Here is a 12,912-nt window from a genome sequence, read left to right as displayed (position 1 = left end):
GAGATGAGCCCTTATTCGAACCGCGAACTGGAGGCAATGCTGGGAGACCTCGAGTCCGAGTTCGCGGAGCGAAGGGAGTCACTTCGGGGCGATGCCCCAAGGAAGATCCGGCAAGCTGTGTGCGCGTTCGCGAACGATCTGCCTGGCCACAAGCGTCCGGGCGTGGTCTTCGTAGGCGCGAACGATGCCGGCGAACCAACTGGCTTGGAGATCACGGATTCGCTACTACGACAACTCGCGGACATCAAGACGGACGGAAACACAGGACGAGCGTCTCCTGAATGAGAAACGACGGTACGGCGATACTCCCTTTGACGCCGAACCTCTTGCCACGGCCGACATCGATCATCTGGACTTGCGGCGTTTCGAAGAGGAATATCTTCCGCAGGCAGTCAACCGCGCTGTGCTCGAAAGCAATGACCGTAGCTTATTTCAACGGCTGGCGGCTACGAAGATGGTTGCGACGGCGGAAGATCCGACTCCGACCGTAACCGGGATTCCGGTGCTTGGAACCCGGCCACAGGATTTTCTCCCGGGCGCCTATGTGCAGTTCCTGCGCATCGCGGGAACGGCCCTGGCCGATGACATTGCAGACGAAGCTCGATGCGACGGACCGATCATGCACATGATGCGCCGTCTGGACGAGAAGCTGTCAGCGCACAACCGAACGGCGGTTGACATTACTTCCGGACGGACAGACCGACACCGATCCACCTATCCGTTGCAGGCGCTGCAACAACTGGCAAGAAACGCGGTGATGCACCGGGCCTACGACGAAACCAACGCTCCCGTGCATGTGTACTGGTTCGACGATCGTATCGAGACCGGCAGCCCGGGCGGTCCGTATGGAGGAGTAACGATCGCGAACTTCGGACAACCGGGAATCGTGTCGTACCGGAACCCCAACCTCGCGGAGGCGATGCGCGCGCTCGGCCTGGTTCAGCGATACGGCGTGGGCATTCCGATTGCGCGCCGCACGCTGAGCGAGAACGGTCAGCCCGAACCGGCATTCAATGTCAACCGGCAGTGGGTAAGCTGTATCGTCGGAGCCCGGCCATGAACGTACCGGCGCTGACGTTCTTCAATAACAAGGGGGGTGTGGGGAAGACATCACTGGTCTATCACCTGGCCTGGATGCTGTCGGAGCTGGATCGCTCCGTTCTCGCCGTCGACCTCGATCCGCAGGCGAATCTCACTGCCGCCTTTCTTTCGGAAGGCGACGTGGAGAGGCTCTGGGAATCCTCCGCCGACAAGGCCGACACAATCGCCTAGTGCATTTCTCCGCTCACCAAGGGGGGCGATATCCGGGAACCGCGCCTGCGCCGCCTATCTGACGGCCTCCATCTGATACCGGGCGACCTCGCCTTGTCCGGCTTCGAGGACCTGCTCTCGGCGCAATGGCCCAATTGCCTCGACAACAACAACCTCTATCGAGCGTTTCGCGTCGTCACGGCATTCTGGCTCGTGATTCAGCGAGGCGCCCGGCAGTGCGAGGCGGATATCATCCTCGTCGATGTTGGCCCGAGCCTCGGGGCGATAAACCGGTCCGCGCTGATTGCGACGGACTTCGTTGTGGTACCCCTGGGCGCCGACCTGTTTTCGCGGCAGGGACTGAGGAACCTCGGACCGACCCTGCGTCGCTGGCGAAGCGAATGGGGCAAGCGTCGTCAGAACCGGGATTCTCCGGAATTCGACCTGCCGCACGGGAAAATGGAGCCGATCGGGTACGTGATCCAGCAGCACGGAGTGCGACTCAGTCGGCCTGTAAAGGCGTACGATCGCTGGGCCAGGAGGATGCCGGGCGAGTATGCCCGGAGCGTGCTGGACTGTGAGCCGGCTGCCCGGCCGCCGAGTCCGACCCGCACTGCATAGCCACGGTCAAACACTACCGAAGCCTCATCCCGCTTGGGCAGGACGCCCGGAAGCCGATCTTCAAACTCTCGCCAGCCGATGGTGCGATTGGTAGCCATGCAGTCGCCGCGACACAGGCATTCGACGACTTCAGGCGGCTCGCCCGGGAAATTGAACAGCGCGTCGAGCGAAGATCCCCCCTGGCGCAACCGGGAGACGCGGGCTGATCGACCTCAGCGCGGCGGCGGCATCCGGGTGGGTCGCGCCGACCGGCGCGTGCGGACGTCGATGAACCCGATGACGCCGGGATCGTCGGGCTCGGCGGTGGACCCCGCGGCGGCGCCGAACTCCAGTTGGAAGTCCCACAGCCGAACGGCCAGCCCGCCCGCGATCGCCGCATGCAGCTCGAAGTCGTACCGAGGCGATCCGGCGCCGCCTGCGCTCCCGCGCGCGAATACATCCAGCCCGCCGAGGGCCGCGTCTCCGATGAGGGGCACGGCGTAGGCGGCTTCCCCGTAGACCATACGGGCACCGTGCAATCCCCGCAGCGGCATGGTGGGCAGCGTGCCCAGGCCGCCGATCGTCGAGTACCTCCGCTCGGGCAAACGGCCAGCCACGTCCGCCCGACCGATGGCAAACGCATCCACCGCGTGTCCCCACGCCGTCACGCGACGAAGCGACACGCGCCCCTCGACAAGCAGGAAATCGTACCTGTCGACGCTCACATCGCCGCGGGCGACCGAAGGTCGGATGGCGTCAGATCCCGTCAGGACGACGATCCGCCGGAGTTCGTCCTCGAGACCGGCTTCTGCGCCGAAGCCGAACGCCGCGCGGCCCTTCCGGCTCTGCACCGACCACTCGAAAGCGGCGCGCGCGAACCAGAGGCCTCCTTCTTCGACCCACAGGGCCGGTTCGAACCACGGAACCGTGTCGGGGGGCTCGTCTCCAAAAAGAACAGTCACGTCACGACGGCGGAGACGTTCAGCGTGTTCCCGTCCGCCGGAGACCGCGAAGCGCCACCCGGGGGAGTTCTCCCATACCGGCGGTTCCGGCGAGGTCCACTCCAGTTCGACGCCGAACTGCCTGGAATCGTAGTAGTTCCGGCCGTCATCGCCCGCGACGAAATGCGCCAGGCTGTTGTACCACGTCGGGTGGATCCAGCCGTCATTACTGACCACAGCGCTGGTCGCGAACAAGCCCAGGCGGACCCGCTCGCCCAGGTGCCACCAATTGTGCAAACGAAAATCCACATCTCCTCGAGCGGGGATCCAGATGCCGCCCACCGCAAGTTCGGGACGGCCGGGGGCATCCGACACGCGGGCCAGCGCGCCGACCGGGAGGGACAGGCCATTCACCCGGTCGTAGGTGGGCAGACGGACACCCCAGGTGCCGTCGAGTTCGAAGGGTGGCTCGGGCTCGACTTCAGAGATGATCTCGAAGCCGCCGCCGGTGGGCCGGACGCGGAGCGGTTCGTTGGGCCGGTAGGTGATAGCGCCTCCGACCTCGGCGAGGCCGGAGTCGTAGAAGCCTCCCCCAAGCACGAGGACATCGCCGGCCACCGATGCGCCGCCCCGGAGGAAGAGGTCACCGTCCACCACGTAGATGCCGCCCGCGATCCGTCCGGCGATACGGGCGGTGCCTTCAAGCACGAGGACGGACCCGGGCACCGTGTCGGCTCTCGCGAGCACCGTGTCGCGCACCCAGAGGTCGAAGCGATTCGCCTCGAGGAAGCTTCGGAGGGCCTCCTGAGCGTCGGAGCGCGGTTCGCCGGCCAGGCGCACCTGCTGGCCGCTGGCCGGGCCCGGTAGCGCAAGGACCAGCGCCGCCGCGAACCCGAGTGCGGGACGGCGGAGCAGCCGGAACGGCTTACGTGAGGGCCGGCGCCCGCGGCGCATCACGGCGCGATCTTCGCGCCGGCGCTCCAGCGGTCCCACGCGATCACCTCGTCGCGCGGGCGCCGCTCCGCCAGTTCGGCCAGCCCGTCCTGAAAGCCCAGGCAGAAGAGCGCCACGACGGGCACATCCTCCGGGACGCCGACCACCCGCCGGACATCGGGCTCCCGGAAACCGTAGATCCAGCTCGACTGCAGCCCGAGGTCGGCCGCCGTGAGCACCATCGTCTGGATCGCGGCGGCGAGGTCCCCCGTGAAGCTCTGCCGGCCCGTCCCGCTCACGTGCGAATGGATGCGCGCGCAGCACACGATGACGACCGGGGCGAGCCGCACGTGGGGATGGTTGAAGGCCGCCTTGGCGATCCGGTGCCGCGCGAGCGCCTCCTGCACGACGACGAAGCGCCACGGCTGCGCCTCCCGGGCGGATGGCGCGTAGCGGGCGGCCTCCAGCACGGCTTCGACCGTGTCGGGTGCGACCAGCCGGTCGTCGAAGCGGAGGACGCGGCGCCGGTTCCGCGCGAGGTGCAGCAGGCGGGTCAGCCGCATCGGCGGTCAGGCACGAGGGTGGTGACTGCGGTGCACCTGCCGGAGGTGCGACCGGTCGACGTGCGTGTAGATCTCGGTCGTCGAAATATCCGCATGTCCGAGCATTTCCTGGACCGACGCGAGGTCGGCGCCTCCCTCGAGCAGGTGCGTCGCGAAGCTGTGGCGCAGCGTATGGGGCGTCACGTGCTTCCCGATTCCGGCGCGCTCGACATGACGCCGGAGGATCTTCCACACCCCCATCCGGCTCAGCGGACGCCCCCGAAGATTGAGGAATACCCGCCCCTCCGAGTCCCCGCGGTCGAGTTCGGGTCTCGACTCCCGAAGGTATCGGCGTACCGCCGACCGCGCAGCGGCCCCGGCGGGGACCAGCCTCTGCTTCGAACCCTTGCCCCGCACGCGGACGAGTCCCTCCTCGAGGTCGAGGTCGCGGACTCCGAGGTCGATGAGTTCCGACACGCGGAGCCCGCACCCGTAGAGCAGTTCGAGGATGCTCCGGTCGCGGCGAGTGGCGCGGTCGTCGAGCGGGATCGCGCCGAGCAGCGCCTCGATCTCGGGCACCGAGAGGACATCCGGGAGATGACGTCCGGCGCGGGGCGCCTCGAGCCGCTCGCTCGGATCCGTTTCGATGACCCCTTCGAGGACGAGGAACCGGAAGTATCCCCGCAACGCGTAGACGGCCCGCGCCACGCTCGAAGCCGCCTTTCCCTCTTCGGCGAGGCGCGCGACGTGATCGCGCAGCAGCTCGTACGAGACCTCGCGCGGCGAGTCGGCGCCCCGCGAGATGGCGAACTCCGCCATGCGCCGCGCTTCGCGCAGGTAGCCATCGATCGTACGGGGGGAGAGGCCGCGATCGAAGGCCAGATGGTCGCGGAACGATTCCAGGTGATACGCGCGTCCCGCGTCGAGGCCGCGCTCCGTCACTCCTCCTCCTCGCGTTCCTCGCGTTCCTCCCGCTCCTCGCGGCGGCTCCGAATCCACCACCCGAGTACGACGCCCAGGACGATGGCGGCCACGACGAGGAGCCATGCGTTCACCCGGCCCAGGAGGTCGAAGAGGCGGTCCACGTTGCGCGAGGCCAGGATCCCGCCCGCGACCATGAGCGCGTTCCACAGCAGCGACGCCGTGACGAGCGGGACCAGAGCGCGGACGGCCCCGAGACTCGCGAACCCGGCGAAGGTCGGGACGATGACGCGCAGCACGGGGAGACAGCGGGAAAGGAAGATCGCCCACAGGCCGTGGCGCTCGTAGAAGCGGGACATGCGGTCGAGCTGGTGCGGGCGGAGGAGCCGCCTGCCCCAGCGTGTGCGGAACATGGCCGGGCCGTGCCGTCGGGCCAGCCCGAAGATGCACAGCGCGCCGCCCGTGTTCGCTGCCCAGGCGGCGAGGAGCACGCCGGCCGGCTCGAGCGAGCCCCGATCGGCGAGGACCGCGCCCAGAACCACGAACGTGTCGGACGGGATCGGCGGAAAGATGTTCTCGAGGGCGGAGCCGAGGGCGATGAGCGCGTAGGCGACGACCTCGGGGATCCCGAGCAGAAAATCGAGGAGAGCCTGGACGCCGGGAACCTCAGGCACCGCCCGCCGCCCCTTCGGATCCGGGTGGGCCGCGGCCCACCGTCGCGACCGCGATCGCGGCCAGGCCTTCTCCCCGCCCGATCCAGCCCAGCCCCTCGTTCGATTTCCCCTTGATCGATACGGCGGCCGGGCGCACGTCGAGGGCCTCCGCCAGCCGCTCACGCATGGCCCTCGCGTGCGGCGCGATGCGGGGCCGCTCGGTGACCACTGTCACGTCGACGTTCCCCACGTAGAACCCGCGCCCCCCCAACCGCCGCACCGCGGCGGCCAGCAGGGCGACCGAGTCCGCTCCCTCATGGGCGGGATCGGTATCGGGGAACATGGCGCCGATGTCGCCGAGGCCCGCGGCCCCGAGGACGGCGTCCGTGATCGCGTGCGCGACCGCATCGCCGTCGGAGTAGCCCTTCAAACCGGAGACATCCGGGATGACCACGCCGCCCAGCACGAGCGGCCGCGTCTCATCGAAGCGATGAGAGTCGAAGCCGACGCCGACCCTCACGTTAGGACCGATCCCCGCGGGCGCCGCTCAGCCCCGGGCCACGCCCAGGATGCGGAGGGCGAGGTGGGCCGCGTTCTTCGCGTTGTCGATGCCGACGGCGGCAACCGGGACGCCGGGGGGCATCTGCGCGCACGAGAGCAGCGCGTCGAGGCCCCCGAGGGTTCCCGCCGAGACCGGGACGCCGATGACCGGGAGAGAGGTGCGCGCCGCGACCACGCCGGGCAGCGCCGCCGACAATCCCGCTCCGCAGATAACGACGGCGTGGCCCGCCGCCTGCGCGCCCGCGGCGAGGGCCGCCGTCCGCTCGGGCTGCCGGTGCGCCGAACTCACCTCGACCTGCACATCGACCCCTGCCTCACGCAGGATCGACACGCCTTTCTCCATCGTGGGCATGTCCGATTCGGACCCCATCATCACCAGCACTGAACTCATCGCCTTCTCCCGGCGCCTTCTCCCGGCGCCTTCTCCCGGCTGACCGCCCGTAGCGCGCGACACTCGCGCGCGGGGCGTCTACTCCCCGTCCCAGCGGCGTATGGCCAGACACACGTTGTGGCCGCCGAAGCCGAAGGAGTTCGACAAGGCGGCGGCGACCGGCCGTTCGATCACCCCTCCGTGCGCGTAATCGAGGTCGCAGGCGGGGTCGGCCTCCTCGAAGTTGATCGTGGGCGGGATGACGCCGGTTCGGCACACGAGGGCGGAGATCGCGCCCTCGATCGCGCCGGCCGCCCCCAGCGTGTGCCCCGTCATCGACTTCGTGGAGCCGACCACGATCGACCGGGCGTGGTCTCCCAGCACATCCTTGATCGCCTTCGTCTCCGTCGCGTCGTTGGCGGGCGTCGAAGTCCCGTGCGCGTTGATGTATCCGATGTCGGCCGGCACGAAGCCCGCGTCGTCGAGCGCGTGCTGCATCGCCAGGCGGGCGCCGGAGCCACCCGGCGCCGGAGCCGTCATGTGGTACGCATCCGCGCTCTGCCCGAACCCGGCGATCTCCCCGAGGATCTCCGCCCCGCGCGCCTGCGCGTGGTCCAGCCCCTCGAGGATGAACATCCCCGCCCCTTCCCCGAGCACGAAGCCATCCCGCTGGGCGTCGAACGGACGGGAAGCGTGCTCCGGGTCGTCGTTACGCGTCGACATCGCCTTCATCGACGCGAACCCGGCCACGGTGAGCGGCGTTATCGTGGACTCGCTGCCTCCGGTGATCATGACGTCGGCCTCTCCGTTCCTGATCGAGCGGAAGGCGAGTCCGACCGAATGTCCGCTGGAGGCGCAGGCCGAGACGGTCGCGTAGTTGGGACCCTGAGCCCCATACCGCATCGACACCATCCCCGAGGCCATGTCCGGGATGAACATGGGGATGAAGAAGGGAGAAACGCGTCGCGGCCCACCCTCGAGCAGTTTCTTGTGCTGGGCCTCGAGGAGCGGGAGCCCACCGATGCCGACCCCGATGAGCACACCCGCGCGATCGGACGGCAGGTCGCCGAAGCCGTCGGCGAAACCCGCCTGCGTCATCGCCTGATCGGCGGCCGCCATCGCGAACTGGAGGAAGCGGTCCGCCCGGCGGGCCTCCTTCCGGTCCATGTACCGCGCCGGGTCGAAGTCCTTCACTTCGCAGGCGAAGCGGACGGACTGATCGGAAGCGTCGAACAGGGTGATGCCCCCCGCGCCGCTGACCCCTCGGAGGAGGGCGTCCCACGTCGCGTCGGGGTCGAGGCCGAGAGGTGTGACCATCCCGACCCCGGTGATCGCAACACGTCTTTTCATTCGATGCGCGGCAGTCGGGGCGTCTATGCCTTCGAGTTCAGGTATTCGATCGCCTCCCCGACGGTCTGCATCGTCTCCGCATCCTCGTCCGGAATCTCGATCCCGAACTCCTCTTCGAAGGCCATCACGAGTTCTACGGTGTCGAGAGAGTCGGCGCCGAGATCATCGACGAAGTTGGCCTCGTCAACCACCTTCTCCTGCTCCACCCCGAGTTCCTGCGCGATGATCTCCCGCACTCGTGCAGCGGTATCCTGCATTGCGTGCTCTCCTTGCGAGAAGGGGGCCGGCGCGCGGCCCCACCGGTGTCTGCTGCGAGCGCGTAATATGCGCTCTCGGGCCGCCTTGCCAAGCGTCCCGCGGAATTCCTACGGATGCATCACCATTCCGCCGTCCACGACGATGACCTGTCCGGTGACGTACGAAGCCCCGGGACCGACCAGAAAGCGGACGACCGTGGCGACATCCGACGGGGATCCCGGCCGACCGAGGGGAATCTTCGCGGACATCGCCTCGCGCACGCTTTCGGGCAGCCCCGAGGTCATGTCGGTTTCGATGAACCCCGGTGCGACGGCGTTGGCCCGGACGCCCCTGCTCGCCAGTTCCTGGGCGATGCTCTGCGTGAACGAGATCAGGGCCGCCTTGGCCGCCGCATAGTTGGACTGGCCCCGGTTGCCCGTCAAGCCCACGACGCTGGAGATGTTCACGATGTTCCCCCCTCGCCGTTTCATCATCCCGCGGGCGACGGCTCGCACGAGATAGAAGGCGCCGGAGAGGTTCGTATCGAGGACGGCCTGCCAGTCCTCATCCTTGAGACGCAGCACGATATTGTCGCGCGCGATCCCCGCGTTGTTCACGAGGATCGTCGCGACTCCGAGCCGCTCCGAGACCGCCTCGACGAGACTCCGGCAGGCAGCCGGGTCCGACACGTCGCAACCGAAGCCCGCGTGTCCGGAACCGGGGAGCCCTTCGGCCACGACCCGCGCCCGGTCCGCGGCGGTGCCGACGACCGCCACCCGGGCCCCCGCCTCGGCCAGTTCCGCCGCGATCCCGCGGCCGATGCCTCGCGTCGCACCCGTGACGATCGCGACCTCACCGGTGAGTTCGCTCATTCCACCCCCTTGAGGTAGGCATCCACCGAGGGCGAGTCGCCCACCGGGGTGACCCGGAGGCCGCGATCGATGCGGCGGGCCAGGCCGGAGAGGACGTTGCCGGGCCCCACCTCGAGCCAGCGCGATGGCCCCTGCTCGCGGATGCGGGCCATCCCCTCCGCCCAGCACACGGGGGACGTCAACTGCATGATGAGGGTGCTGCGGGCGGTCCCCGCGTCCGTCACGCAGGCCGCGGTCGTGTTCGAGACCACCGGGAACGATGGGTCGGACCAGGCCGCCGCTTCAAGGGCGGTAGCCAGTCCCTCGGCGGCCGCCCCCATGAGGGGCGAGTGGAAGGCGCCGCTCACGTTCAGGGGGACCACGCGCCGGGCGCCGGCCTCGCGGGCGAGCGTGCCCGCCGCGGCGACCGCCTCCACATCGCCGCTGATCACGACCTGGCCGGGCGCGTTCAGGTTGGCGGGCACGACGACGCCCGCGCGGCCACCCGCCCGCTCGCAGACCTCGGCCACGGCATCGGCGTCGAGTCCGAGGACGGCGGCCATCGTCCCCGGCCGGGCGGCCCCGGACGCCCCCATCAGCCGGCCGCGTTCCCTTACGATCCGAAGACCGTCCTCGAATCCGAACGCGCCCGAGACGAGATAGGCGGACAGCTCGCCCAGCGAGTGCCCCGCCCCGGCCGCGACGGGGCCGGTGCTCCCGGCGATCAACCGCCACACGGCCCACGAATGGAGCATGATCGCGGGCTGTGCATTCGCGGTGGCCCGCAGTTCCTCCTCGGGGCCCTTCCAGCAGAGCCGGCTCAACCGCATCTCGAGCGCATCATCGGCCCGCTCGTACAGCTCCCGGACCGACGAATCGTCCTCCGCCAGATCCCGGCCCATGCCCACGCACTGGGACCCCTGGCCCGGGAAGAGGAGAGCGGCGCCGCTCACGCCCCACCCTCCCGGGTGAGCGCCGCCCCGATCCCCGCGGTGAATCCCGACGCGGCGCCATCGGCCGCCGTCCGGATCCCGTTCATGATCGCCCGTGCCGGCGAGGCGCCGTGACAGATCACGGACACGCCATCCACGCCGAGCAGGGGGGCGCCGCCATACTCCGTGTAGTCGAGAAAACGCAGCGCCTCACCGAGTTCTCCTCCCGCCCCGACGCCCGCCTTCCGAAACACCTGCAGGACGAACTCCGCGATCGACTCGTAGAACTTGAGGAGGACGTTCCCGACGAAGCCGCCGCACACGAGCACATCGCAGGCTCCGGTCACGATGTCGTGCCCCTCCACGTTGCCGACGAACTCGAGGTCGGGGTCGGCGGCGAGGCGCCCGTGGGCCGTGATGACCACCCCCCCTCCCCGCTCCTGCTCCTCGCCCATGTTCAGGAGCCCGACCCGCGGGCGCTCCACCGAGAGCACATGCCGGAGGTAGATCGACCCGAGGTGGGCGAACTGGTGCAACTGGTGCGGTTGCGCGTCGACGTTCGCCCCCACGTCGAGGACGAGTACGCGGCCCGTCGCGGTCGGGAAGAGGGCGCCGACGGGCGGCCGGTCGACGCCCGGGAGCAGTCCGAGCGTGAGCACGGAGGCCACCACGGTCGCCCCCGTGGAGCCTGCGGAGACGAAGGCGTCCGCCTCGCCATCCCGGACCGCCTCGAGCCCGCGGACCACGGTGCTGTCCGGCTTCCGGCGCACCGCCAGGGCCGGCGCTTCGGCCGGATCGATCCGCTCTTCGGCCGCGAGCCAGGCGACGCGATCGCCCGGGAACCCCTCCAACGCACCGGCCGCCGTGTCGTCGGGCCCCACGAGCACGAGGAAGATGTCGTCGGGCCACGCGGCGAGCGCGCTCCGGGCGCCGGACAGGGCGGCGTCGGGCGCGGCGTCGCCCCCCAGGAGATCGAGGGCTACACGAATCATATGCGGGTCGGTCGACGGAGCCGGGTCGCCCGGGGAGGGCGACCGCGGGCGCGGGTCAAAAGTCTTCGACCTGGACGACCTCGCGGTCCGCGTAGTGGCCGCAGGTCGCACAGACCCGGTGCGGGCGTTTGGGATCTCCGCAGTTCGGGCACGCCTGCCGCGCGGTGTCCTGCGCCTTGTGGTGCGTACGCCGCTTTCGCTTGCGCTGCTTCGACGTGCGTCGCTTGGGAACGGCCATATCGTCAACTCACTCCTATGCGGTTCGGGCTGAACAGGTGAAGTGGCGGTCTCTCGCTTCGAATGTCAACCTCCGAGGTTCTCGAGCGCCGCCCAGCGCGGATCCGGCCCCGGAGGCGGGCAATCGCAGCTCTCGTCGGCGAGCCGCGCGCCGCACCCCGGGCACAGGCCGGGACACTCGGCCGAACACTCGACCCAGGCCGGCGCGTGCACCCACAACTCTTCCCGGACCGGCCCCGCCAGATCCAGCTCGCCGGCTTCGGCCTCCAGGGCCCAGACGCCTTCTTCACCGGGCGTGATCCGGGCGGACGGGCGAAACATCACATCCCACTCCGCGACGACCTCCGCCCGGGTCGGGGCGAGACAGCGCCGGCACGCGACCGTGGTACGCGCGGCGAGCCTTCCGCGCACCCGCACTCCGTCGCGGCTCGCGCGACGAATCTCCACTTCCAGATCCACGCGCTCGAAGGCGAGCGGCAACTCGCCGAGCGGTTCCCGCGGCACCTCCAGCCGGAGCGTCCGTTCGATCGGGCCCTCGTCGAGCCCGGCGAGTCCGATCCGCGTCGGCTCCGTCACGAACTTCCGGTCGCGCCGCTGCTTCACCCCGTCGAGATGAGGTCGACCTCCCCGAAGAAGAAGCCGAGTTCCCGCCTCGCGTTCTCATCGGAGTCGGATCCGTGGATCGCGTTCCGTTCCTTGCTCTCCGCGTAGAGGGCGCGCACCGTTCCCGGCGCCGCCTGCGCGGGATCCGTCGCCCCGATCACCTCGCGGAGGTACGGCACCGCGCGCTCATGGTCGAGGGCGAGCGCCATGCACGGCCCCGACGTCATGAACTCGACCAGCGACCCGAAGAAGGGGCGCTCCCGGTGCACGGCATAGAACGCCTCCGCGGCGGCGCGCCCGAGCCGCAGGACCCTCGCCCCCCGAATGGTGAACCCGGCCTCGTCGAGCACGGCGAGTACCTTGCCCGCCTTCCCCGAGCCGAACGCATCGGGCTTGATGATCGCCAGCGTCATCCTCTGCACGGCCTCACACCCCCTCCGTTTCCTCGTTCGTGTCGATGTCCGAGTCCAGCTCGGCGACGTCGCGGCGCAGGAGTCGCCGGATGATGTCGCCGCGCGTGAGGAAGCCGACCAGTTGACCCTCGCGGACGACCGGCAGCCGCTCGATCTCCTTGTCGAGCATGAGCCGGACGACGTCGGCCAGCAGTGCGGCCTCGTTCACGCACATCACGGTCCGTTCCATGATGTCCCGCACGCTGCCCGTGCCGAAGCCGACGTCCGGGCGCCCGGCCCGGGCCCGCTCGAGCTGGGGAAGGAAGTGCGTCATGAGTTGGCGGTCCGTGAGCATGCCGAGCACATGCCCTTCATCATCGATCACCGGCACCGCGCGCAACCTGCGGCGAACGATCACGGCCGCCGCCTCCCTGAGCGCCATGCCTGGTTCGGCCGTAGTCACCTCGCGGGTCATGATCTCCCGTACTTCCATCGCCCGCCTCCTGGTGTTCCGCGTCCTTCCGCCGCCCGGCCTCGCGTACCCGG

The 12,912-nt window shown here is 69.4% G+C and carries 19 protein-coding genes; 4 read left to right on the top strand and 15 right to left on the bottom strand.

Going from position 1 to position 12,912, the window contains the following annotated elements; translation table 11 throughout:
- The first annotated feature begins 3 nt into the window (after positions 1 to 3).
- The 4 genes from ACOQPP_RS04060 to ACOQPP_RS04045 all read left to right on the top strand — a co-directional run bounded on the left by ACOQPP_RS04060 (position 4) and on the right by ACOQPP_RS04045 (position 1,872).
- A complete protein-coding gene (locus ACOQPP_RS04060; protein ID WP_420635907.1) occupies positions 4 to 285 on the top strand; it encodes a helix-turn-helix domain-containing protein in 282 nt (93 codons plus the stop codon).
- Positions 185 to 1,060, top strand: a complete 876-nt coding sequence (locus tag ACOQPP_RS04055) for an ATP-binding protein (RefSeq protein WP_419166524.1) — start codon at positions 185 to 187, stop codon at positions 1,058 to 1,060. Before ACOQPP_RS04060 ends, ACOQPP_RS04055 begins: the two co-directional genes overlap by 101 nt.
- A complete protein-coding gene (locus ACOQPP_RS04050) occupies positions 1,057 to 1,272 on the top strand; it encodes a ParA family protein (RefSeq protein WP_419166525.1) in 216 nt (71 codons plus the stop codon). Before ACOQPP_RS04055 ends, ACOQPP_RS04050 begins: the two co-directional genes overlap by 4 nt.
- A 93-nt stretch (positions 1,273 to 1,365) precedes the next feature.
- On the top strand, positions 1,366 to 1,872 hold the full coding sequence (locus ACOQPP_RS04045; protein ID WP_419166526.1) for a ParA family protein: 507 nt from the start codon (positions 1,366 to 1,368) through the stop codon (positions 1,870 to 1,872).
- Between the two features lie 212 nt (positions 1,873 to 2,084).
- Here the strand turns inward: ACOQPP_RS04045 and ACOQPP_RS04040 are convergent, their stop codons facing one another.
- The 15 genes from ACOQPP_RS04040 to ACOQPP_RS03970 form a co-directional block, all read right to left on the bottom strand.
- Positions 2,085 to 3,785, bottom strand: coding sequence for a hypothetical protein (locus tag ACOQPP_RS04040; RefSeq protein WP_420635906.1), 1,701 nt, complete (start codon positions 3,783 to 3,785; stop codon positions 2,085 to 2,087).
- On the bottom strand, positions 3,746 to 4,288 hold the full coding sequence (locus ACOQPP_RS04035) for a nitroreductase family protein (protein WP_420635905.1): 543 nt from the start codon (positions 4,286 to 4,288) through the stop codon (positions 3,746 to 3,748). The genes ACOQPP_RS04040 and ACOQPP_RS04035 overlap by 40 nt, the downstream gene beginning before the upstream one ends.
- Before the next feature lie 6 nt (positions 4,289 to 4,294).
- The gene (gene xerD, locus ACOQPP_RS04030) at positions 4,295 to 5,209 is read right to left on the bottom strand and encodes a site-specific tyrosine recombinase XerD (protein WP_419166529.1); all 915 of its coding nucleotides are present in this window, start codon (positions 5,207 to 5,209) and stop codon (positions 4,295 to 4,297) included.
- Positions 5,206 to 5,862 (bottom strand): DedA family protein, encoded by a 657-nt coding sequence (locus tag ACOQPP_RS04025; protein ID WP_419166530.1) that lies wholly within the window; start codon positions 5,860 to 5,862, stop codon positions 5,206 to 5,208. The genes xerD and ACOQPP_RS04025 overlap by 4 nt, the downstream gene beginning before the upstream one ends.
- Entirely contained in the window at positions 5,855 to 6,361 is a 507-nt protein-coding gene (gene ispF / locus ACOQPP_RS04020) for a 2-C-methyl-D-erythritol 2,4-cyclodiphosphate synthase (protein ID WP_420635904.1), read from the bottom strand. The genes ACOQPP_RS04025 and ispF overlap by 8 nt, the downstream gene beginning before the upstream one ends.
- A gap of 27 nt (positions 6,362 to 6,388) precedes the next feature.
- Complete coding sequence (gene purE, locus ACOQPP_RS04015) at positions 6,389 to 6,793, bottom strand: 5-(carboxyamino)imidazole ribonucleotide mutase (RefSeq protein WP_419166532.1); 405 nt, start codon at positions 6,791 to 6,793, stop codon at positions 6,389 to 6,391.
- Positions 6,794 to 6,871: 78 nt separating this feature from the next.
- Positions 6,872 to 8,122, bottom strand: coding sequence for a beta-ketoacyl-ACP synthase II (gene fabF, locus ACOQPP_RS04010; RefSeq protein ID WP_419166533.1), 1,251 nt, complete (start codon positions 8,120 to 8,122; stop codon positions 6,872 to 6,874).
- Between the two features lie 23 nt (positions 8,123 to 8,145).
- Entirely contained in the window at positions 8,146 to 8,379 is a 234-nt protein-coding gene (locus ACOQPP_RS04005) for an acyl carrier protein (RefSeq protein WP_419166534.1), read from the bottom strand.
- A 108-nt stretch (positions 8,380 to 8,487) separates the two neighbouring features.
- Positions 8,488 to 9,231: a 3-oxoacyl-[acyl-carrier-protein] reductase gene (fabG, locus tag ACOQPP_RS04000; protein ID WP_419166535.1), complete on the bottom strand. Its 744-nt coding sequence runs from the start codon at positions 9,229 to 9,231 to the stop codon at positions 8,488 to 8,490.
- Entirely contained in the window at positions 9,228 to 10,163 is a 936-nt protein-coding gene (gene fabD / locus ACOQPP_RS03995; protein WP_420635903.1) for an ACP S-malonyltransferase, read from the bottom strand. Before fabD ends, fabG begins: the two co-directional genes overlap by 4 nt.
- Positions 10,160 to 11,134 (bottom strand): phosphate acyltransferase PlsX, encoded by a 975-nt coding sequence (gene plsX, locus ACOQPP_RS03990; RefSeq protein WP_419166537.1) that lies wholly within the window; start codon positions 11,132 to 11,134, stop codon positions 10,160 to 10,162. The genes fabD and plsX overlap by 4 nt, the downstream gene beginning before the upstream one ends.
- A gap of 55 nt (positions 11,135 to 11,189) precedes the next feature.
- Positions 11,190 to 11,372 (bottom strand): 50S ribosomal protein L32, encoded by a 183-nt coding sequence (gene rpmF / locus ACOQPP_RS03985; protein WP_419166538.1) that lies wholly within the window; start codon positions 11,370 to 11,372, stop codon positions 11,190 to 11,192.
- 65 nt (positions 11,373 to 11,437) lie between these two features.
- Complete coding sequence (locus ACOQPP_RS03980; RefSeq protein ID WP_419166539.1) at positions 11,438 to 11,974, bottom strand: YceD family protein; 537 nt, start codon at positions 11,972 to 11,974, stop codon at positions 11,438 to 11,440.
- On the bottom strand, positions 11,971 to 12,387 hold the full coding sequence (ndk, locus tag ACOQPP_RS03975; RefSeq protein WP_419166628.1) for a nucleoside-diphosphate kinase: 417 nt from the start codon (positions 12,385 to 12,387) through the stop codon (positions 11,971 to 11,973). The genes ACOQPP_RS03980 and ndk overlap by 4 nt, the downstream gene beginning before the upstream one ends.
- A 13-nt stretch (positions 12,388 to 12,400) precedes the next feature.
- Complete coding sequence (locus ACOQPP_RS03970; RefSeq protein ID WP_419166540.1) at positions 12,401 to 12,859, bottom strand: HPP family protein; 459 nt, start codon at positions 12,857 to 12,859, stop codon at positions 12,401 to 12,403.
- Positions 12,860 to 12,912: the final 53 nt, after the last annotated feature.

The sequence above is a fragment of the Candidatus Palauibacter sp. genome, assembly GCF_965222475.1.
Taxonomy (GTDB): Bacteria; Gemmatimonadota; Gemmatimonadetes; order Palauibacterales; family Palauibacteraceae; genus Palauibacter.
Note: the sequence above shows the minus strand (reverse complement) of the source record. Positions and strands in the feature narration are given on the sequence as shown.

Excerpts from the sequence above, each read along its gene's own strand:
- ACOQPP_RS04060 (WP_420635907.1), top strand. The coding sequence starts at position 4 with ATGAGCCCTTATTCGAACCGCGAACTGGAGGCAATGCTGGGAGACCTC.
- ACOQPP_RS04055 (WP_419166524.1), top strand. The coding sequence starts at position 185 with ATGCCGGCGAACCAACTGGCTTGGAGATCACGGATTCGCTACTACGAC.
- ACOQPP_RS04050 (WP_419166525.1), top strand. The coding sequence starts at position 1,057 with ATGAACGTACCGGCGCTGACGTTCTTCAATAACAAGGGGGGTGTGGGG.
- ACOQPP_RS04035 (WP_420635905.1), bottom strand. The coding sequence starts at position 4,288 with ATGCGGCTGACCCGCCTGCTGCACCTCGCGCGGAACCGGCGCCGCGTC.
- purE (WP_419166532.1), bottom strand. The coding sequence starts at position 6,793 with ATGAGTTCAGTGCTGGTGATGATGGGGTCCGAATCGGACATGCCCACG.
- fabF (WP_419166533.1), bottom strand. The coding sequence starts at position 8,122 with ATGAAAAGACGTGTTGCGATCACCGGGGTCGGGATGGTCACACCTCTC.
- ACOQPP_RS04005 (WP_419166534.1), bottom strand. The coding sequence starts at position 8,379 with ATGCAGGATACCGCTGCACGAGTGCGGGAGATCATCGCGCAGGAACTC.
- fabG (WP_419166535.1), bottom strand. The coding sequence starts at position 9,231 with ATGAGCGAACTCACCGGTGAGGTCGCGATCGTCACGGGTGCGACGCGA.
- plsX (WP_419166537.1), bottom strand. The coding sequence starts at position 11,134 with ATGATTCGTGTAGCCCTCGATCTCCTGGGGGGCGACGCCGCGCCCGAC.
- rpmF (WP_419166538.1), bottom strand. The coding sequence starts at position 11,372 with ATGGCCGTTCCCAAGCGACGCACGTCGAAGCAGCGCAAGCGAAAGCGG.
- ndk (WP_419166628.1), bottom strand. The coding sequence starts at position 12,387 with ATGACGCTGGCGATCATCAAGCCCGATGCGTTCGGCTCGGGGAAGGCG.
- ACOQPP_RS03970 (WP_419166540.1), bottom strand. The coding sequence starts at position 12,859 with ATGGAAGTACGGGAGATCATGACCCGCGAGGTGACTACGGCCGAACCA.